Below are 19,693 nucleotides of genomic sequence, written 5' to 3' on the forward strand. Positions count from 1 at the left end.
TATGTACAAGATTCGACTTCGCCCGTTAGCCGCAGCAATTATCGTTTCGGGCTGTTCAAGTGCAACTTTTGCTCAATTAGGGACCAACTTATCGGTTGATGTCAGATCATTGAGTATGGGGAATGCAGTTACTGCAGACCCTCCTGGCATTAGTGCTATTCATTTTAACCCGGCAGCCTTGACAAAAATTGAAGGTCTACAAACCGATGTTCAGGGTATTCTGGCTAACTTTGATATCAAAAGAGAGTTCGAAGTCCCTGCAGGATATAACGTATTTGGCTATTCAGATGACCCGATGGTGTGTAATGACGGACCAGAGGTTTCTTCCGATTTATGTACAGACTTTAAAGGTACCATAAATGGGGATGTCGAATACGTCAGTCTATACGTCCCGGTACTAAAAAAAATGGTGGATCTGGGTGAGGGTCTGCCCATGGCCGCACCTACAGCGGGGATTGCTTACAATCCACCCGGTTCAAAAACAACTTTTGCAACGGCAATGTATGCACCTTTGGTTGCCGGTTTTGGTGCGGAAAATGGCAATCCTGCGAATTATATGGGGCAACAGGTTGCTCTGGAAAGGATTACCTATTTATCTCCTTCTATAGCCTATGAAGTGAATGATGAGTTATCCGTCGGCGCTTCTGTGGGTATGTCATACCAGGCCATTGGTTTAAAAACGGATTTGCGTTTTCCTAATGAATTAATTGGTATGTTGCGAATGATTGATGAAGTCGTTTGTACACCTTTTAAAGAAAACTCGGACATTATTACCGACATTCTGTTGTTAGGCATATGTAATGCCCAAGAAGGCATGAATCCATTTGGCCGGTTTGGGCAAATGCAACTTGCTTTGGAACAATCACTTAGCCCAAGTTATAACCTTGGCGTGCTGTGGGAGCCGACTGACGATTTTAGCTTTGGTATGGTATATCAAAGTGCTGCAAAAATGCGTTTGAAAGGTAAATATCATATTGATAACGCAAACGCGCCACGTGAGCTGATCAATGGTTTAATGTCATCTCCTACAGGTCAAATTCTTGCTGCAATTTTAGGTTTTCCTAATAATATTCCTGCAAGTGAGTCAGGTCTGGTTTCAATGGATTTTGAATACCCAGCCCATTTTCAAGCAGGAATAAAATATAAGCTTTTACCCGATTTACAAGTCAATTTTGATGTAGGCTGGACGGACTATAAGGCCTGGGACAAGTTTAGATTTGAATTTGACCGGCAAATTTCAGCGCTAAAAATTGCTAAGTTGCTTTCTGAAAACGTGAGTGATAGTTCTCTCGCATTACCGCTGGAATTTACTTCACCTTGGAATTTTGGTATTGGTCTGGAATATTCCGCAACGGATCGTTTGAAATTACGTGCTGGCTATGAACCACGTACCAGTGCAATTCCTGATAATAAGCGAAATACCATGGTGCCGATTAACAATGCACAATTGTTTGGTCTTGGGGTAGGTTATCGTTTTGATGCAGATACTGATTTAGACTTATCGATTGGCTTTCTGCGTAGTAAAGACAATATTCCTGCAAATACAAGTAGTTTGGCAAACCAGACAGGGGTAAATAATCTTTTATTAAATCCATATGCAGGTTTAAACGTAAAAACAGATACCAAGATTACGATTTTAGGATTGAACTATAGAACAAGATGGTAAGCGAATTGAAAAGAATGAAAGGGAATTCATTGGTGAAATCGGTACTTGCACTTTGTATGGTGCAAGTGTCCTTTTCATATGCGGGCGAGTTTTACACGATCATTGGACCAGATGGCCGGCCGATGATCGTGCAGCAAAAATCTCCGCCCAAGAATCAATCAGCAGAAGTGAGTAAATCTTCCTCAATAGAGATGAGAGTTCAAGAAACTCAATCCCATTCCCAGAATAGTCAGCCTGAAGTTAAGGCCGCTGCAACTCAAATTTCAACATCATCGCAAGTAAAAGAGGAAGATAAAACAGTAGTTCAAAAGGCCCCAACAAAAGTTTCTACCCATGCCGATGCAGCTAAAATACCGCAAAGCACTTATGTAGCACCTAAAGCCGAGAAAAAGGAAAAAGTAGTATCCCAGCCTTCCTCTCAGTCTAAAAAAATGGAAGAAGCTACACCTCTGGCGAGCATGCCTCCTACTCAAGAACCAAAAGAAATTAAAAATACGGAAAATTATGTAACGATTGATGGTACGCAATATATAAAAAATGAATACCTGGAAGACAAAGAATTTAATCTGGAAGGAAAGAAGCGTTTTTATGCTATGCCCGAAGGCATCATTGATGCTAAGCATGGAGCGACACGTTTACAAATGGTTGAACGTGAAAAAGGGGTAAGCAAATCCCTGCTGCAATCTTTTTTCAAAAAGAATCAAAAACAGGATAGTGGTCCCATTACATTGTCATCCAGCTATTATCGGGTTTCCCAGGCGGATGTTGTTGCAAGTTTAGGTCAACAATGTATTCAGGATAAAAAAATTAAAAATGCCAAAACTGTCAGTTTGGATAAAGAAGTCAATGTTTGGCCGCGGGCACCCTTAAAAGAACAATTTGATTTTGAAATTGTGAAAGTTTCCAATGCCATTCAGAATGTCCAGATTAGTTCTTATGCCTCACGACAACAAAATCCGACCTTTTACTGGCCATTTGTGGTTTTTCTGGATACCCATGGGTGTGTGCTGGAAGGGGCTGGAGGCTTTAAGAATCATGAGGCTACAGCTTCTTTTACCTCGCATGAAAAAATTGAAGGAATCGTTCATATTCCTTCCACAACCCAATATATATTATTAACCCCTTTAGCCAGTGCGATAGATGTAGATAACAAAGCACTCACCAATAAGGGTCAATTAAAATTGATAGCAATTCGCTAAGGATATAAGAAGAGAATTAGGATGAAAAATAAATATTTACTCCCGTTTACCCTCACCACCTTGATGGCGGCTTTAAGTGGTTGTGGTGGCGAAAGTGCCAATGTTATTCCTGAAGTTTATGAAGGTAGTACAACGAATGGAACGTGTACGATTGGTTCTACGGGATGTCTTGGATTTGCACTGGATTATCCATTAAGTGGATTAAATTTTACCTGTAGTAGTGATACCAAAAATAGCTTCGTGACCACTTTTGATGCAAAAGACGGGGCAGCAACAGGGGCATGTAAGGTCGGTGATAAAATTACCTTCTTCATTAAGGGGGAAAAAGATAAGCAAATTAATTTGGGAACGCTAGACCTCAATAAAATTGCCAAGGTCAGTACCTCGCAATTACCTCGCTTGACTATTTTAGACATTGCCTCGGGTATGACCAATACACCGGCTAGGTCTCTGGATGCCAATGATAGCACTGTGAAAGTAGCTATGCGTTTGGCAAAAATATTACAGGCACTTGCGCTGCAAAACGGTGGAATTGCTGATCCGACCGATATTCAAGCTTTATATATTACTGATCAAATGCGTGTAGATCTGGAGAGAATTAGCCAGTCAATTTCTCAAGATGCTTTTGTAAATACCGCAGATGCAGACTTTGAATTACTGATCAAACCTTGGCTCAATATTTCAAATATAACCAATGAGCAGGCATTTTCGACTGTCAGCATGTTGATGAATATTTCGAATGCGGGAGTATATCAACCTGAATTTTCACTATTCTCAACCTCTGGAGTAGTTAGCAGTTTAAGCGGTTCAGATGGTTTGGTCGGTTGTAATAAAGAGACGTGTAATACGCAGGATAGTTCAACGCAGCATCTCTTTGGACATTTCATGTTGATTACAGACCGTGACGGTTATACCTTTGGCAGTGGTATGCAATGGCGTGGTCCAGGAGTCAGTGATACTTCGACGGTAGGTGGATTAAATACCAAATTGCTGACCACCACCCGACCTATTCGGATGACGGCGAATGCACAAGATCATTGGATTAACCCGGTGACGAAGAAAATCGATCGAAATTTTGATTTTCAGGTCGATCAAGTCATTACACCTTTAAGTATTTATCAGGGCACTTTATATAATGATTATATGATTGCCGGCAAAGAACAATTCTATAAGTTGCTTACCGGAAAAACAGAAGTCACTGCAGCGGATAAGCTGGATTTTGGTCTATGGACGCAGACCATTGGCAGCGAAAATTTTAAGGGTACACTCGATTTATATAAAACCTTTCCTATTACTTATCTAGATAAAAGGGTCTTTAAATCCGTTAATAATGCGAAATCTGGCGAAGCTTATATTTTCCCGATGTATGCAAATCTGACCTTTAAATTTACCGATACCAGTGTGAACGACGTTGTACTGGGAATAGTCATTGATGAAAAGGGTAACATTCGAACCAATATGAAACCTGGATCTACTGAAGATGATATGAGTACTGCTTTGGATACGGAATTATCTTCAGGAAAAACCGCTTGTGAGGCTACAGGCTTTAATTCATCCACCTATATAGACCAGAACGGAGTTCAACAATACCGTATTGGTACAGTTTCTCGTGCTTTCACCAATGATAAAAATATTTCTTTGCGTATGGTATTGGCAAACGCAAACTTGAAAAAAGTAGACGGTGCTTTAGTCGGAATGAATACTAACATCAAGACTTCCAGCACTGGAGAAAGTATTGTGGTGGGTGGGGCATTACTGAATGTAACTAATCTTTTAAATCTTAACTCGGGTAAAGCAGATGTCACATTTAAAGATTCTGAAGTAGAGGAAGTAAAATGGGCAAGTACATTACCAAGTTTCCAAAAAGTTTATAATGCGAATAATCCCACACATACTTCACAAGATAAGGAAATTGCAAAATTAATGGGAGGTACATTAACTTTTGCTTTAGCTCCATGTTATACGGTTAAAATTAAATAAACTGAACAATACAAAAAGCCCATCACATGATGGGCTTTTTATTGAATTGCAAATCTAGAAGGTTTTTAACCGGTATGATCCAAACGGGTACCTAAGGTTTCTAAATGCATAGTGAAGGAAGCCGTTTTACGGTCTTCAAAATAATGTCTTAAGGTTCGTTCTACGCTGGGAAAAGCGAGTTCAGACCAGGGAATTTCATGTTCTTCAAATAGACGGGATTCAATGGTTTCCTCACCGGCACCGAATATTCCATTGACGAGATTGGCCTTGAACAGAACATAAATCTGTCCAATTCGGGGAATGTTGTACATACAGTAGAGCTGTTCGATTTCAACTTCAGCTTCGGCTTCTTCCCGGGTTTCTCTGGCAGCGCCTTGTTCCATGGTTTCAAACAGTTCCATATAACCTGCAGGCAGGGTCCATAAGCCATAACGAGGCTCAATGGCACGGCGGCACAGCAAAACCTTACTTTCCCAAAGCACGAGCGCACCGCAAATCACTTTGGGATTGACGTAATGAATATTGCCGCAATCTGTACAAACACGGCGTAATTGATGGTCGCCGAGTGGAATTTTTTCCGTTGTTTTATGTCCGCAAATTACACAGAAATTCATATTCATCGTCAATGATCAAGGTGTTGATCAGCATAACTGAAAAATCCAACTTTGGCATCATTTCTATCCTTTGGAATAAAAATTCAGCTATGATGAAATAAAGCAAGAGGCAGGAGCAGTAGCCCATGGATGACTACTCATTAATACAATTATTACAGCACAGGTTACGCTTTTCTACACGTGTAAAGCCTGCTCAGGCTGCTGTACTGATTGCCATTACCGATGAGTCCGATCCCAAGGTTTTGCTTACGCGCCGTTCTTTATACTTGTCCAATCATGCCGGGGAGGTTTCTTTTCCGGGCGGCAAAAGAGATCCGCAAGATACCAGTAATATTGTGGTGGCTTTGCGCGAAGCTTATGAAGAAACCGCGCTGAATCCCTTTGATGTGCAACTGATTGGCGATTTGCCCATGCAAAAAGCCCGCAATGGCATGCTGGTCAAACCTGTGGTTGGACTGATTCCGCCTGAAGTGCAGCTGACTCCTCAACCTGCTGAAATTGACCGAATCTTTTTTGCATCACTTCATAGTTTAATGAATGCACCGCCGATTCCCTATGAAGTACGTTATGCTCATCAGTCTTTGTATTTTCCCAGCATGCGCGTGGAGAATGAAATTGTCTGGGGCTTAACTGCGCGAATGCTGGTCTCCCTGTTTCAGTATGGTTTGGATTATCAAAAGGAATGGCCATTTTTATTAAATTCGCCCGCTTTTCATAGCAACAAGATTAAATACGGTAAATAAGGAACTTCACCCCATGATCTATAAATTTAAGGGATATACACCTCAAGCAACACATCAACCTTGGGATGGCTGGGTTGCGGATAATGCGACCGTCATTGGCCAGGTAGAAATGGGCAAGCAGGTCAGTGTCTGGTTTGGTGCGGTCATCCGGGGCGATAACAGCAAGATCAGACTGGGGGATTTTACCAATGTGCAGGAAAATGCCGTTTTACATACCGATGCCGGTATTGAGATGCATATCGGCAGTTATGTAACGATTGGGCATCAAGCGATGCTGCATGGTTGTACCGTTGGCGATAACACGCTGATTGGCATTAACAGCGTGATTTTAAATCATGCCGTGATTGGTAAAAACTGCATCATTGGCGCCAATGCCTTAATTCCTGAAGGTAAAGTCATTCCGGACAATTCTGTGGTGATGGGTTCGCCGGGGAAAATCGTCAAAACGCTGGATGAATCGGCTGAAGCCAAACTCAAAATGAGTGCCTTGCACTACGCGGAACATTTCAAGAATTTTCAGCAGTTAGAGTCAGTTGAACTGTGATTTGAGACGAAATATTCAGCCAGGCCAGAGCTTGGCTTTTTTGTATCCTGCAGATGGAAAATCTCGCCTCGCACGCATGAGTGGAGTATGATATCCGACGTTTTTTATATTTAAATGAATTAAGGTTGTGCATGAAGTTGCTGGCATTGGAAACTGCCAATGAGCAGTGTTCCGTTTCTATTGTAGATGACACTCAAGAATTATTTTTTCAATTAGATGCGCGAGCAAAAGCACAAACGCAAACGATTCTCCCAATGATCGAACAGGCTTTTACCCAGCTTGGATTGTCTGCTGCTGATTTAACTGCAATTGCATTTAGCCGTGGTCCCGGTTCATTTAGCGGGGTACGTATTAATGCGGCCGTGACTCAGGCCTTGGCATGGGCCAATGATCTGCCAGTTGTTCCTGTTTCAACCTTACAAGCCTTGGCACAGGCAGCATATCGTCTGGCGGGTTTAACTGCAGTAACTGCAGTGCTGGATGCGCGTATGAATGAAGTCTATATTGCGAGTTTTCAGCTGGATCAGCAGGGCATTATGCAGGCTGTGGATACAGAGCAACTGTTAAATTATAGTGCTGCTGGTCAGGCCGTCAAATTTGAACTGGTCGGTTCGGGTTCAGCTTTAATTAAGCCTGAACAAATACAATACAAAGACTTAAGTGCAACGGCGCAAGATATTGCGACCATTGCACGCGTGCATGCGGAGCAAAAGCATTGGGTGAGTGCTGAACAGGCATTACCGGTGTATTTACGTGACAATGCCTGGAAAAAAATTCCAGAACAAGGCAAATCATAATCAGGGTTTTCTATGGATCTTTTACTGCTGCTGAAAGCGGCAATTATGGGTATCGTTGAAGGTATTACCGAATTTTTACCAATCTCAAGTACCGGACATTTAATTCTCGCTTCAGAACTTATGAATTTCTGGACCAAAGAAAAGAGCGATGTATTTGTGATCGCCATTCAAATGGGTGCAATTGCAGCGGTGATTTATGAATACTGGTCGCGTCTCTGGGGCGCAGCGACAGGCATGTTTACTGGTGAGACCAAAGGTCGTCATCTTGGTTTTAGCCTGATCATGGCTTCTATTCCAATTGTGCTGGTTGGCCTGACCTTCGGACAGGCAGTAAAAGATCTGCTGTTTAATGACATTGCCGTGGCGATTGGCCTGATTGTCGGTGGTTTCATTATTATGTGGATTGAAAAGCATCCGCCTAAAGTGAATGCCGAAGAAGTCGAGAACATCAGCTATAAAGAAGCGATCTGGATCGGTTTAATTCAGGTGCTGTCTCTCATTCCGGGGACATCACGTTCAGGGGCAACCATTATTGGTGCCATGTTCCTAGGTATTTCACGTAAGGCTGCCACAGAATTTTCATTTTTTCTTGGTATTCCGGTGATTGTCGGTGCAGGTCTGCTCGATCTTTATCAAAGTTATGATGTCATGCAGACCACTGAAGACTGGACCGTTTTAGCCGTCGGTCTGATCGTTTCCTTTGTTTCGGCCTTGATTTTAATTCGTGTTTTAGTGGCGTATGTGGCAAAACGTGATTTTATGGTTTTTGCCTGGTATCGCATTGCTTCCGGTCTTTTAATCTTACTTTTTGCATTTACAGGCTGGAAATTATGGTAAGCGAACTCCGCTTATTTGTAGAACAGGAATTTCAACAGAAAGCACAGCAGTATTCTGCTGTGCTTTCTTCTCGTGGAGTAAAGGTCAAGCTTGAAATTATTGAAAAGCTGAATGCCCGATTTTTGCGGTTAAATCCTGAACTGGCCTTATGTGCAGATGCGTCGGGTCTGTGGTTGTGTGCCAATGGCATGAAGATGCAGCCCGACTGGCAAGCCGAAGTGCCACGCTTAAAACGCTCATCTCTAAAATCTGAAATGATTGCGCGAGCCTGTAACCTGGGTGAAAAGCCAACCTTAATCGATGCGACTGCCGGTTTAGGTCATGACAGTTTGCTCATGGCACATTTGGGTGCAAATGTCACCTTGGTTGAACGCCATCCAATCTTGTTTACCTTGCTGGAAGACAGCAAGAACCATGCGCAAAATGATGCTTTTCTCAGTTCAGTTGTAGCACGAATTGATCTGGTTTTTTCTGATTCTGCCGATTACCTAACCCAGCAGGCGGAACAGCAGCATGTGGTGGATGTGGTTTATCTTGATCCGATGTTTCCACAGCGCGACCAGAACCAGCAAGCCATTAAGAAACAGGCACAAGTGAAAAAGCAGATGCAGCTACTCCATATGCTCTTGCCTGAAGATGGGGAAATGGATCTGGGCGACCACCTGTTACCTCTGGCGCAACAAGTGGCAAAACGGGTGGTGGTGAAGCGGCCACGTTTGGCTGTCTATTTGGCCAACCTGGAACCGGACCATCAATGGCAGGGAGATGCCTGTCGTTTTGATGCCTACTTTCAGCATGATCTTCTAGACTAGTTGGGTAATTGCTTCAATAATGTGCATTAATTTGTTATATAGTTCCAAAGCAGCATTGATAAAAATTCCATCAAGCATAAACTTAGACTGTGAATCCGCGAGCTAAAGCCCCCCGAAAATCTTATGATCGACTTTAAACCCTCCATCAATTTTTGGCATGATTTTAAAAGCAACCAAACTGCTGGGATGTGGCTTTTTCTGGGTTCGCGCCGATCTTTGCAAATTGTTCGGCCATCGATTCTGCAACTGATTTTCTGGGGAATTTTAGGCGGCTGTGCCAACAGTTTATTCAGTTGGTTAAGTTCCGAGGAGATTGGGGAGTTTAACCCGCAAGGCCTGATCAGTTATGCGTTGTGGCCTTTTATTGCACTCATCGTCGGTATTTTTCTTTCCCAGCGGATCAATAATCCTCGTCTCATGCTGGTACCTGCCTTGTTGTGGCTGGTACTGGATACCCATATCGCCCTATTGCAAAGCCTGATCCAGTATCTGGGCTATATCGATGTCTTACCCTACCTGTTCTATGACTATTTGCCGACCATCTTCATGGTGCTGTTCGTCTGGCAGAGTCTGGCGGTAGTATGGGTGTTTTCACGTGAACTGAAATGGCCGTGGTGGGAGCGGGCGCTGATTGTCGCTGCGACACTGTTCACCCTTGTGGTCTGGCAAATGTCGGTGAAAAGTCAACCGATATGGAAGGTTGAAGAGACACCCCCCACTTTTGCTGAAGATGCTTTTTATGCCCAAAGCCGTATCTTGAACAAGTCGATTGAATCGATCCAGTATGGTGAATTCGCCCAGTCGCATTGGTACTTTTTGGGCGTTGCCGGTGCAGGTTATCAAGATGTCTTTAAGTCGGAAGTTGAACGGATTAAAGAACAGTTTGATACCCGTTTTGGGACTTTTGGCCGTTCCATGGTGCTGATTAATAATCCTGAAACCCGAACTCAAATCCCGATTGCTTCGCGTACCAGCATGGAAATAGCCTTGCGCCGTATCGGGCAGCAAATGAATAAAGAAAGTGATGTGTTATTTTTATACATGACTTCACATGGTTTGCCGAATCAGTTTGAAATGGAAAATGATCCGATCGATTTAAATGATGTCGATCCTAAATGGCTTAAGGAAACTCTGGATAAATCCGGTATCCGTTGGCGGGTCATTGTCATTTCCGCCTGTTATTCAGGGAGTTTTGTTCCCGCTTTGCAGGATGATAATACTTTAATCATTACCGCATCTGCGGCTGACCGGGCATCTTTTGGCTGTTCGAATGAAGCGGATTATACTTATTTTGGGCGGGCTTTTTTTGATCAGGCCATGCGCGAGCAAATGTCTATCAAAGATGCTTTTGAGCAGACCCAAAAAACGGTGGCACAATGGGAAACCGCACAAGGATTTGAAGCCTCTGAACCGCAATGGTCGATTGGCAAAAATATGGAATTTATGTTGCCGCAACTCGAGCAACGCTTATTTCCCGCTACAACCCAGACAGATATGAAAATAGAAACCCTACCATTAAGTGTGGCAGCACAATAAGGAAAAGAACGATGGAATTAATCCAAGCGAATCGATGCTTTGATGGGGAACAGCGAATTTATGCCTTTAATTCCAATAGCTTAAAAGGACAGGCAAAATTTGGAATTTTCTTGCCCCATCAGGCTTTAACGGGCCAACCCTGTCCAGCTCTGTTTTATCTGGCGGGTCTGACCTGTACTGAAGAAACTTTTGCAATTAAAGCCCATGCACAACGTTTAGCAGCCCAGCTGGGTTTGATCCTGATTAGTCCGGATACCTCACCCCGAGGCGAGCAGGTGGTAGCAGGAGATTCCTGGGACATCGGTCAGGGTGCCGGATTTTATATCAATGCCACTCAGGCACCATGGGCTGAGCATTATCAAATGGAAAGCTTTATTGCTGATGAGCTTTATGCTGTCGTGACGCAAAACTTTCCACTGCAAGCAGATGCGATAGGCATCTTCGGGCATTCCATGGGCGGACATGGTGCACTGACACTGGCATTTAAATACCCGGAAAAATTTAAATCGGTATCCGCTTTTGCGCCGATTTGTGCGCCGAGCCAATGTCCTTGGGGTGAGAAAGCCTTTTCCAATTATTTAGGTGTCGATCAGGCCGAATGGAAAAAGCATGATGCAACGGCTCTGGTTCAGTCCAAAGGTGCTTTGTTTCAGGAAATTCTGATTGATCAGGGAGCTAAGGATCAGTTCTATAGCCAGCTGAATCCGGCCTTATTCAAACAGGCCTGTGCCGAAGCAGGTCAGTCACTGACCTTGCGTGAACATGCTGGCTATGACCACGGTTATTACTTTATTCAGACCTTTATGGATGATCATCTGCAATTCCATTCAGTACAACTGGATGCATAACCTCTGATTGAGTCGCAGATTTATTCAAAAAACAGGGGGTTGTAACAACCACTACTGTCCCATAATTTGAAGTTTATTTGAGCATCGAATCAGTGTGATGAAATTTTATGTTTAAGCGCATGATATTTAATTTTTTCACAGCCTTGTCCTTTCTCCAAAAGTTTAAGTCTCTTTGTGTAGGCTGGACCCTACTTTTGAAAGACCAAAAGTAGGCAAAAGTCTTTATTCCCCATACACGACGTCCTGTCGTGATGGGAAATGTGTGGCATCCCTGCTACACTCACAAATCAAACACCTGCAATTCAACTATGGGACAGCAGTGCTATAACGGCTCCTTATTTTTTAATCTTATCCAAGCCTGAATAAACAGGATTGAATCACAGCAGCAAAGTTCAATTTGTTATAATGTGAAAAATCAATTCAAATGCATAGCCAGGTTCTCTCCATGTCCAAGCCATATTTAATTGCACCTTCCATTTTATCTGCCGACTTTGCCCGTTTGGGGGAAGAGGTTGAAAACGTGCTTGCTGCAGGTGCAGATGTCGTACATTTTGATGTCATGGATAACCACTATGTTCCTAACCTGACTTTTGGTGCCGGGGTGTGCAAGGCATTAAAAAAATACGGGATTCAGGCACCCATTGATGTGCATCTGATGGTATCGCCGGTAGATCGCATGATTGGTGATTTCCTGGAAGCGGGTGCGGACATTATTACTTTCCACCCGGAAGCGACGGATCATATTGACCGTTCTTTACAGTTAATCAAATCTGGCGGTGCCAAAGCAGGCCTGGTGTTTAATCCGGCCACGCCATTGCATTACCTGGACTATGTGCTGGACAAAGTCGATCAGGTTTTGTTGATGAGCGTCAACCCGGGCTTTGGCGGTCAGAAATTTATTCCCATGACTTTGGAGAAGCTTCGTCAGGCACGCAAGATCATTGATGCCTCTGGCCGTGACATCCGTTTAGAAGTGGATGGTGGGGTGACACCAGCCAATATTCGCGAAATTGCTGAAGCTGGCGCAGATATGTTTGTTGCTGGTTCTGCCATTTTTGGCAAGCCGGATTATAAAGCTGTCATTGATGAAATGCGTTCGGAACTGGCAAAAGTAGGTTCAGTTAATCTCTAATAATCTACAATTAATTATTGCTAAGTTGTGGATAACTTTATGGATAACCATATGGATATCTGTGTAGATAACTGTATGGATAACTTGATTAGTTTATAAACAATTGTAGATCAATAGTTTAATAATTAGACATTAAATGTATAAAAAGGACTCAATTGAGTCCTTTTTTAGCTTGTTAAACCATTAAAAAATATGATGCTTTATTCATCTATGCTTAAAAATAGAACTGTTTAAAAAATAACTTTATTGTTTAAGTTGGCATTATTTAACCGGACTTGACACTGTTTAGCATAAATTTAAAAATTGTGTATAACTTGTATCGCGGATATCGTGTTAGACTGAAATCAAAAGAACATGATTTATCTTTTATTCTAGATTGGCTAAGGACAATACTGTGCTCACTTCATTACGCAAACAGGCTTGGTTTGTGTTCCTGATGGTTTTTGCCATCGGGTGGAGCAATGCTGTCTTGGCATTTGAACAGCCGATGCATCAGCAAATGATGAGTGAATTGACGATTCAGCATGAAGATAAAATGCCCATGACGGCCATGTCAGGTTGCCATGATTCAGTCAATACTCAACCGCACATGCAGCAGCATCCTGTCGAACAGGTAAATCTGTCCCATGATCTGGATTGTCATCAAGGTATGAGCGATCAACAGCAGCATTTCAGCTGTAATGATTGCATACAGCTGCATTGTCAAAGTCTGGGCAGTTGGCTGGATGCGCAAAGTCCGAGTTTTGCCCATTTAAATCCTGTTCCCGAACATCCACAGCCCAATTTTACTTATTCTGCCCAGCATTTAAGCGGTTTCTGGCAAAAAATTCTGCGTCCCCCTAAAGCTTGACCGTGATTTAAAAAAACTTTTTATTTTTAAATTATAGGTAAAGTTATGTCTATTCAATTAAGTCAAAGCCTCGTGATCGGGGTGTGTCTAGTGTCATCGTCGTGGGCATTTGCCGCGGTCAAGGAATATCATCTCAACATTGATGAACAGATGGTCAATGTAACTGGCAAGCCCTTAAAGCGGATTACCGTAAATGGTCAATTTCCTGCGCCCCTTCTGGAATTTGAAGAAGGTGACGATGCCGTGATTCATGTGCATAACAATCTGAAAAACAAGGATAGCTCCATTCACTGGCATGGTTTATTGCTGCCGGGACTGATGGATGGCGTGCCAGGTTTTAACCAGTTTAAAGGGATTAAACCGCAAGCTGATTTTGTCTACCGTTTCAAGGTGCGTCAAAACGGCACCTACTGGTATCACGCGCATTCCAAAGGACAGGAGCAGGACGGTTTATATGGTGCCCTGGTGATTTATCCTAAAGGGAAAAAGCCGCTAGCAGCACATGAAAAAGCTGATCGTGATTATGTGGTAATGCTGTCCGATTTTCATCAGTCCAGCAGTGACCAGATTCAGAAGAACCTGAAAAAGTCGGCTGAATACTATCAAAATCGGCGTGAAACTGTGACCGACGTGTTGAAGCAGGTCAAACGTGATGGACTCAAAAGTACCTGGCAAGATCGTTCCATGTGGAATCAGATGCGCATGCTGAAAACCGATTTGTCCGATGTCACCGGTTATACCTTCCTGATCAATGGCAAAACGCCGGAACAAAACTGGACCGGCATGTTCAAGCCAAATGAAAAAGTCCGCTTGCGTTTTATCAATGCTTCAGCCATGTCTTTTTATGACGTGCGTATTCCAGACTTGAAGATGACAGTGGTCAGTGCCGATGGCCAGCCCGTGCAACCGGTACCTGTAGATGAATTTCGCATAGGCACTGCAGAAACCTATGATGTGATTGTGGAGCCGCAAGCCAATCATTATCAGATTGAAGCTGAGTCGATTGACCGCAGCGGGTTTGCCATTGGAACATTGCATAATGAAAATTCTCCAGTGACGCATGCGATTCACATGCCGAAACCACGTCCACGTGCATTACTGACCATGGAAGATATGGGGCACGGTTCTGCATCCGGTGACCATGCCAACCATGCCCAGATGGATGATCATCAGAGTGGTACAAACCCAGCCAGTGCAGATTCACATAGTCCAGGCTCAATGAAACATCAAATGATGGATCATTCAAAGATGAATCATTCATCCATGCAACATGACATGGCTGGAATGGATCATTCAAAGATGGATCATTCAAAGATGGATCACTCATCAATGAAACATGATATGGCTACAATGGATCATCAGACCATGGATCATACTCAAATGAGTCATGCTGCCATGCACGACCATTCGCAACATGCGACTCTGCCATCCGCACAGCCTGAGGTAGATCAGCAGCACGAGCAAAGCCATGCAACGCATCGTACAGCACAACCCGCTTCAGATAATAAGGCAGCCGTGGTTTATGGCTGGGCCAATGCCTCAACCCCGGCAGGGCATAAGGCGCTGCAATATGGCGACTTGAAATCACTCACTCCACAGCCCGATACCCGTCCTGCGGAGCGTGAACTGGAAGTGCGCTTGGGTGGCAACATGGAGCGTTATATCTGGACCATCAATGGCAAGAAATTTACCGAAGTGAAACCGCTACAGGTGAAATATGGCGAACGTATCCGCCTGAAATTTATAAATGACAGCATGATGGCGCATCCGATGCATCTGCATGGCATGTTTATGCAGCTGGAAAATGGGCAAAGTAGCGCCAATATGCCGAATAAACACACCCTGATTGTGCCACCGGGTAAAACGGTAACGGCATTACTGACCGCTGATGAATTGGGAGAATGGGCGATTCATTGTCATCTGCTCTATCACATGTCGTCGGGCATGATGAGTAAACTAGTGGTAGCCAATGTCGAAGGAAATAAAACGCTCGCTTCACCTGCTACACCGGCTCAAGTTGAGCAAGGAGACTCACATGCGCATCATTAATCACTTTGTAATGAGCACATTGAGTGCCTCATGCTTATTGTTATCTGGACAAAGTTTTGCACAGCCAAGTCATCAAACCATGCCGATGGCGGAAGTGCAGACGTCAGCACAAAATGCAATACCGGTGGATCATTCACAACATCATGTCGTGTCAACGACAGACCAAACACCTGTTAAAGCAAAACCCGTAATTGCTGTTCAAGATGAAAATGTGAGCTCGAATGATGCTGCATCTGCCGAGCATATCAAGGAGCATGGCGGGCAGATTTATCAGCAAACCACGCTTGAAAGTCGCTGGTTACGCAATAATGATGGAAACGGGGTTCTAAAATCGGAACTGGAAACCCGTATCGGCACAGATGAAAACAAGGTTTTTATCAAAGTGCATGCCGATGATGCTGAATCACAGCAAGCGGAATATGATGCCAAAGTGTTGTACAGTCGCAATGTTGCCGATTTTTGGGATGTACAGGCCGGTTTACGCTATCGCAATGACCAGAATCGGGAAGTCGATCAGGATCAGGTCGATGCCGTGATTGGGGTACATGGGCTGGCGCCGTATTTCTTTGAAACCAATGCCTATCTCTATGTTGGGCAGAATAATCAAGCTTCTTTGAGCCTGGAAACCGAACGCGATGTGCTGCTGACGCAAAAATTGATTGTTAAGCCTTATCTGGACTTGAATGTAGTGTTGAGTGATGACTCCAGCTATGCGCAAAAAACCGGTTTAAGCACGGCACAATTGGGGCTGGAAACCCGTTATGAAATCAATAAAAAAGTCATGCCTTTTATTGATGTGGCCTATGGATACAAACAGGGGCGGGAGCAGACTGCTTGGCAAGCGGAATCAGCATCTGATCAGGAATGGCTGTATGGTGCAGGGATACGTTTTAAATTTTAATCCCACTCAAGGCTCCAAAAAATACGACTGGTTGAGGCCAGTCGTATTTTTATTTGCACTTTTAAAGTGAGCAATTGGTCAAAAAATGTAAAACATGCACCCAGTTCCCTCAATTATTTATATAATTATCGATCAATGACAGGAGGAACGACCTCCCTTGGTGCAACCAGATGGGTTGTTGCACGAAGAAAATTCGTCAGGACGACCTGACTCTAATCAAATGGAGCATCGTCGTCATGGCTTGGATCGTTCTGGTTTTAGCGGGTATTTTTGAAATTGTCTGGGCCTATGCCATGAAACTTTCAGAAGGTTTCACCCGTCTCACCCCGAGTATCATTACCTTGGTTTTTATGGTGTTAAGTTTTGCTTTACTGGCTTATGCCATGCGAACCTTGCCGCTGGGTACAGCCTATACCATCTGGACCGGAATTGGTGCAGTGGGTTCTTTTCTGGTCGGGGTATTTATTTTGGGTGAGCCTGCATCGGCCATGCGCATGCTCGCCGCGGTACTGATTATTTCTGGATTGGTATTGATGAAACTGTCATCATCATAACCACTCTTCCTCACTATATCGCTTATTTAATGCACTACAGGAGAAGACAATGAAACTGGCATTTATGGAAATGGCTTCTCCTGTGGGTACCTTAAAACTGGTCGCCAATGACACGGCTTTGGTGGCGGTACTTTGGGAAAATGAAAATCCCAAACGGGTACGTTTAGCCGAACTGATTGAACAAACACATCATCCAATTTTATTGGAAACCCAAAAACAGTTAAGCGAATATTTTGCTGGAAAACGGCAGCAATTTGATTTGCCTCTAGATTTTGAAGGCACTGAATTTCAGCAGAAAGTCTGGCAAGCCTTGCTGACCATTCCCTTTGGCGAAACCCGCAGTTACCGTGATATTGCCGAGCAAGTCGGTAACGTCAAAGCGGTACGTGCAGTGGGCGCAGCTAACGGGAAAAACCCCATCTCCATTATTGCGCCGTGTCATCGTGTGGTGGGTGCAAACGGTAAACTGGTCGGTTTTGCCGGTGGGCTGGACAATAAAGATATCCTGTTAAAATTAGAGAAAATTGTTTAAATTATAAAGTCTTATTAATAATAAAGATCAATAAAATGTTGAGTCAGATAGTTGTACAACTTGGGTCAAGCTTTTGGTGGATTATTCTTGCTTTTATTGCCATAGGGATTTTCAAAGCCTTTAAACCCTTCATTAAAGGCAAAGTAGGGGAGCTCGCGGTAGCTGTACACGTCAAACTCTATTTAAAAGACCCGCGTTATATTTTATTAAATGATTGCACTTTGCCAGATGAACAGGCAGGAACGACACAAATTGATCATATTCTCTTAAGTCCTTTTGGGATTTTTGTGATTGAAACCAAAAATTATACCGGCTGGATTTTTGGCAGTGAACGTCAAAAAATGTGGACGCAAAAAATTTATAAAAAGAGCTATAAATTTCAAAATCCATTGCATCAAAACTATAAACACATGAAAGTACTCGAAGATGTACTCTCCGACATTCTTGAACCGCAGCATTTACATTCGGTGATTGTTTTTATGCCAGAAAGTGAATTTAAAACAGCCATGCCAAGTAATGTGTTTCGCGGTGCTGCGTGGACAGATTATGTCAAAGGTTTTCAGGAGGAAGTCATTCCTGCGATGAAACTGAAACGGATTCAATTACGGATTGAAAAAGAAGTGTTAGAGAAGTCCTGGAAAACTAATCGAATGCATGTGGAAAATCTAAAACAGCGTAAAGGAAATGGCTGAATAAAAAAGCCTTTGAACATTCAAAGGCTTTTGACTTTAATGCTTGGACGCATTTAATTTTTCAATGATTTCAGCCAAGGCTTTAATGCGTTTGACTTCATTCCACAATGCTTTGGCTTCAGGATAATGCTTGGACATCATGCCCAGCCACTGTTTATAGCGTCCCACCATATTCACTTCTTTTTTATAGGGACCATTCAGGAAGCGAATTTGCAGAGCCAATAATTCATTCCAGGTGATCAAGGCTTCATCAGTATTTTGACGGATACATTGGGTGATATCCGGTGTGGTTACAGCAGCCCGGCCAATCATCAGGTCTTCACAACCAGACTCAAGCTGGCATTGCTTGGCATCTGCATTGGTCCAGATTTCACCATTGGCAATGACATTGATGTTTAAGGCTTCACGAATCGGTTGCAGTTGATCCCAGAACGCGGGCGGGGTATAACCTTCCGCTTTGGTGCGGGCATGCACCGTGACCCAGGCAGCTCCAGCATCTTCAATGGCGTGCGCATTTTCTAAAGTGAAGTTGCGGTCCATATAGCCCAAACGCATTTTGGCTGAAACTGGAATATGACGGGGTACGGCATCTCGAACGGCTTTGACCAAGAGATGTACCACTTCGGGTTCATCCAGCAGCACTGAACCGCCGCGGTGACGGTTAACCGTTTTTGCAGGACAACCGAAATTCATATCAATCGCAGGAGCTCCCAGTTCCACAGCACGAATGGCATTGGCTGCCAGCATTTCCGGGTTATTTCCCAAAAACTGTACATGCACAGGTGTACCCGCTGCGGTTTTGCCACCGTTTAATAATTCCGGGCAGTAATTATGATAGACATGATCGGGAAGCACTGAATCGGTGACACGAATAAACTCGGTTACACACCAGTCAAAGCTCCCTACGGATGTAAGTACATCGCGCATAATGGGGTCTGTTAAGCCTTCCATGGGTGCAAGCACAAGTTTCAACGTCGGACACCTGTTAAATGAAAAACGGTGTTATACGTTTTTTTGTGTGGGTTGTCTAGGAAAAGGGTTTTGAAATATTGTAGAGTGAGATAAGGCTTAGCCTTTATATTTCGTATAAGAGATTTTATATTAAATGGTATTACCAAATCATATTCAATTAAGAGGTTTTTTATGTTCGATAAAAAGTTAGAACTAATAAAAGTTAAGAACTTTGTAGAAATAAATTATGCTCCTGATGAAGTGGCAAGCCAATGTATGAAAATTTACCACCATTTTTGTTCTGAGTTCTCTGGAAGATCTCATGATGAAATTATGAGGTTAATTGCTATGGATATGGGAGATGAGTTTGATTTGGGGAAAGATGAAACTCTGAAAATTTTGGAATTTCTCATTGATCAAAATTGAGTTTTATATGAATTTCGTATAATCGCCATT

General features: G+C 43.2%; 20 protein-coding genes. 18 read left to right on the plus strand and 2 right to left on the minus strand.

Going from position 1 to position 19,693, the window contains the following annotated elements; translation table 11 throughout:
• Position 1 precedes the first annotated feature (1 nt).
• From H4I94_RS10535 to H4I94_RS10545, 3 genes are read left to right on the plus strand one after another with little or no spacing between them, the layout of a single operon-like run.
• Entirely contained in the window at positions 2 to 1,666 is a 1,665-nt protein-coding gene (locus H4I94_RS10535) for an OmpP1/FadL family transporter (RefSeq protein ID WP_131274676.1), read from the plus strand.
• Positions 1,667 to 1,698: 32 nt separating this feature from the next.
• Positions 1,699 to 2,865 (plus strand): putative pilus assembly protein FilE, encoded by a 1,167-nt coding sequence (filE, locus tag H4I94_RS10540; protein ID WP_314732920.1) that lies wholly within the window; start codon positions 1,699 to 1,701, stop codon positions 2,863 to 2,865.
• A 21-nt stretch (positions 2,866 to 2,886) separates the two neighbouring features.
• Positions 2,887 to 4,845, plus strand: coding sequence for a hypothetical protein (locus H4I94_RS10545; RefSeq protein ID WP_261183073.1), 1,959 nt, complete (start codon positions 2,887 to 2,889; stop codon positions 4,843 to 4,845).
• Positions 4,846 to 4,910: 65 nt separating this feature from the next.
• Here the strand turns inward: H4I94_RS10545 and H4I94_RS10550 are convergent, their stop codons facing one another.
• A complete protein-coding gene (locus H4I94_RS10550; RefSeq protein ID WP_261183124.1) occupies positions 4,911 to 5,459 on the minus strand; it encodes an NUDIX hydrolase in 549 nt (182 codons plus the stop codon).
• A 125-nt stretch (positions 5,460 to 5,584) separates the two neighbouring features.
• Here H4I94_RS10550 and H4I94_RS10555 point away from each other — a divergent pair, with 125 nt between their 5' ends.
• The 14 genes from H4I94_RS10555 (at position 5,585) to H4I94_RS10620 (ending at position 18,286) form a co-directional block, all read left to right on the plus strand.
• Positions 5,585 to 6,202 (plus strand): NUDIX hydrolase, encoded by a 618-nt coding sequence (locus tag H4I94_RS10555; protein ID WP_131274671.1) that lies wholly within the window; start codon positions 5,585 to 5,587, stop codon positions 6,200 to 6,202.
• Positions 6,203 to 6,215: 13 nt separating this feature from the next.
• Positions 6,216 to 6,746: a gamma carbonic anhydrase family protein gene (locus tag H4I94_RS10560; RefSeq protein ID WP_261183074.1), complete on the plus strand. Its 531-nt coding sequence runs from the start codon at positions 6,216 to 6,218 to the stop codon at positions 6,744 to 6,746.
• A gap of 131 nt (positions 6,747 to 6,877) precedes the next feature.
• A complete protein-coding gene (gene tsaB, locus H4I94_RS10565) occupies positions 6,878 to 7,543 on the plus strand; it encodes a tRNA (adenosine(37)-N6)-threonylcarbamoyltransferase complex dimerization subunit type 1 TsaB (protein ID WP_261183075.1) in 666 nt (221 codons plus the stop codon).
• A gap of 12 nt (positions 7,544 to 7,555) precedes the next feature.
• Positions 7,556 to 8,380: an undecaprenyl-diphosphate phosphatase gene (locus H4I94_RS10570; protein ID WP_092818918.1), complete on the plus strand. Its 825-nt coding sequence runs from the start codon at positions 7,556 to 7,558 to the stop codon at positions 8,378 to 8,380.
• Positions 8,374 to 9,192 carry a class I SAM-dependent methyltransferase gene (locus tag H4I94_RS10575; protein ID WP_261183076.1) on the plus strand — a complete coding sequence of 273 codons (819 nt, stop codon included), beginning with the start codon at positions 8,374 to 8,376 and terminating at the stop codon, positions 9,190 to 9,192. The genes H4I94_RS10570 and H4I94_RS10575 overlap by 7 nt, the downstream gene beginning before the upstream one ends.
• Positions 9,193 to 9,315: 123 nt before the next feature.
• Positions 9,316 to 10,728, plus strand: a complete 1,413-nt coding sequence (locus H4I94_RS10580) for a C13 family peptidase (RefSeq protein ID WP_261183077.1) — start codon at positions 9,316 to 9,318, stop codon at positions 10,726 to 10,728.
• An 11-nt stretch (positions 10,729 to 10,739) separates the two neighbouring features.
• Entirely contained in the window at positions 10,740 to 11,576 is an 837-nt protein-coding gene (gene fghA, locus H4I94_RS10585; protein ID WP_261183078.1) for an S-formylglutathione hydrolase, read from the plus strand.
• 445 nt (positions 11,577 to 12,021) lie between these two features.
• Positions 12,022 to 12,708: a ribulose-phosphate 3-epimerase gene (gene rpe, locus H4I94_RS10590; protein WP_092818914.1), complete on the plus strand. Its 687-nt coding sequence runs from the start codon at positions 12,022 to 12,024 to the stop codon at positions 12,706 to 12,708.
• A 394-nt stretch (positions 12,709 to 13,102) separates the two neighbouring features.
• Positions 13,103 to 13,558 (plus strand): hypothetical protein, encoded by a 456-nt coding sequence (locus tag H4I94_RS10595; protein WP_261183079.1) that lies wholly within the window; start codon positions 13,103 to 13,105, stop codon positions 13,556 to 13,558.
• A gap of 45 nt (positions 13,559 to 13,603) precedes the next feature.
• Positions 13,604 to 15,607, plus strand: coding sequence for a multicopper oxidase domain-containing protein (locus H4I94_RS10600; RefSeq protein WP_261183080.1), 2,004 nt, complete (start codon positions 13,604 to 13,606; stop codon positions 15,605 to 15,607).
• Positions 15,594 to 16,508, plus strand: a complete 915-nt coding sequence (locus tag H4I94_RS10605) for a copper resistance protein B (protein ID WP_261183081.1) — start codon at positions 15,594 to 15,596, stop codon at positions 16,506 to 16,508. The genes H4I94_RS10600 and H4I94_RS10605 overlap by 14 nt, the downstream gene beginning before the upstream one ends.
• A gap of 236 nt (positions 16,509 to 16,744) precedes the next feature.
• Positions 16,745 to 17,062 carry a quaternary ammonium compound efflux SMR transporter SugE gene (sugE, locus tag H4I94_RS10610; protein ID WP_092818910.1) on the plus strand — a complete coding sequence of 106 codons (318 nt, stop codon included), beginning with the start codon at positions 16,745 to 16,747 and terminating at the stop codon, positions 17,060 to 17,062.
• 49 nt (positions 17,063 to 17,111) lie between these two features.
• Positions 17,112 to 17,594 carry a methylated-DNA--[protein]-cysteine S-methyltransferase gene (locus tag H4I94_RS10615; protein WP_261183082.1) on the plus strand — a complete coding sequence of 161 codons (483 nt, stop codon included), beginning with the start codon at positions 17,112 to 17,114 and terminating at the stop codon, positions 17,592 to 17,594.
• A gap of 35 nt (positions 17,595 to 17,629) precedes the next feature.
• The gene (locus H4I94_RS10620; protein ID WP_261183084.1) at positions 17,630 to 18,286 is read left to right on the plus strand and encodes a nuclease-related domain-containing protein; all 657 of its coding nucleotides are present in this window, start codon (positions 17,630 to 17,632) and stop codon (positions 18,284 to 18,286) included.
• Between the two features lie 36 nt (positions 18,287 to 18,322).
• Here the strand turns inward: H4I94_RS10620 and H4I94_RS10625 are convergent, their stop codons facing one another.
• Positions 18,323 to 19,258, minus strand: a complete 936-nt coding sequence (locus H4I94_RS10625; RefSeq protein WP_261183085.1) for a tRNA dihydrouridine synthase — start codon at positions 19,256 to 19,258, stop codon at positions 18,323 to 18,325.
• Between the two features lie 171 nt (positions 19,259 to 19,429).
• Here H4I94_RS10625 and H4I94_RS10630 point away from each other — a divergent pair, with 171 nt between their 5' ends.
• Positions 19,430 to 19,663 carry a hypothetical protein gene (locus H4I94_RS10630; protein ID WP_261183086.1) on the plus strand — a complete coding sequence of 78 codons (234 nt, stop codon included), beginning with the start codon at positions 19,430 to 19,432 and terminating at the stop codon, positions 19,661 to 19,663.
• The last annotated feature ends 30 nt before the right edge of the window (positions 19,664 to 19,693 follow it).

Origin of the sequence: Acinetobacter sp. T_3_1, from assembly GCF_025377055.1 — a bacterium.
Taxonomy (GTDB): domain Bacteria; phylum Pseudomonadota; class Gammaproteobacteria; order Pseudomonadales; family Moraxellaceae; genus Acinetobacter; species Acinetobacter kookii.

Coding starts and splice junctions, on each gene's coding strand:
- H4I94_RS10600 (WP_261183080.1), top strand. CDS start 13,604: ATGTCTATTCAATTAAGTCAAAGCCTCGTGATCGGGGTGTGTCTAGTG.
- tsaB (WP_261183075.1), top strand. CDS start 6,878: ATGAAGTTGCTGGCATTGGAAACTGCCAATGAGCAGTGTTCCGTTTCT.
- fghA (WP_261183078.1), top strand. CDS start 10,740: ATGGAATTAATCCAAGCGAATCGATGCTTTGATGGGGAACAGCGAATT.
- H4I94_RS10570 (WP_092818918.1), top strand. CDS start 7,556: ATGGATCTTTTACTGCTGCTGAAAGCGGCAATTATGGGTATCGTTGAA.
- H4I94_RS10535 (WP_131274676.1), top strand. CDS start 2: ATGTACAAGATTCGACTTCGCCCGTTAGCCGCAGCAATTATCGTTTCG.
- H4I94_RS10555 (WP_131274671.1), top strand. CDS start 5,585: ATGGATGACTACTCATTAATACAATTATTACAGCACAGGTTACGCTTT.
- H4I94_RS10560 (WP_261183074.1), top strand. CDS start 6,216: ATGATCTATAAATTTAAGGGATATACACCTCAAGCAACACATCAACCT.
- H4I94_RS10575 (WP_261183076.1), top strand. CDS start 8,374: ATGGTAAGCGAACTCCGCTTATTTGTAGAACAGGAATTTCAACAGAAA.
- H4I94_RS10605 (WP_261183081.1), top strand. CDS start 15,594: ATGCGCATCATTAATCACTTTGTAATGAGCACATTGAGTGCCTCATGC.
- sugE (WP_092818910.1), top strand. CDS start 16,745: ATGGCTTGGATCGTTCTGGTTTTAGCGGGTATTTTTGAAATTGTCTGG.
- H4I94_RS10550 (WP_261183124.1), bottom strand. CDS start 5,459: ATGAATTTCTGTGTAATTTGCGGACATAAAACAACGGAAAAAATTCCA.
- H4I94_RS10615 (WP_261183082.1), top strand. CDS start 17,112: ATGAAACTGGCATTTATGGAAATGGCTTCTCCTGTGGGTACCTTAAAA.
- H4I94_RS10545 (WP_261183073.1), top strand. CDS start 2,887: ATGAAAAATAAATATTTACTCCCGTTTACCCTCACCACCTTGATGGCG.
- rpe (WP_092818914.1), top strand. CDS start 12,022: ATGTCCAAGCCATATTTAATTGCACCTTCCATTTTATCTGCCGACTTT.
- H4I94_RS10580 (WP_261183077.1), top strand. CDS start 9,316: ATGATCGACTTTAAACCCTCCATCAATTTTTGGCATGATTTTAAAAGC.
- H4I94_RS10620 (WP_261183084.1), top strand. CDS start 17,630: ATGTTGAGTCAGATAGTTGTACAACTTGGGTCAAGCTTTTGGTGGATT.
- H4I94_RS10630 (WP_261183086.1), top strand. CDS start 19,430: ATGTTCGATAAAAAGTTAGAACTAATAAAAGTTAAGAACTTTGTAGAA.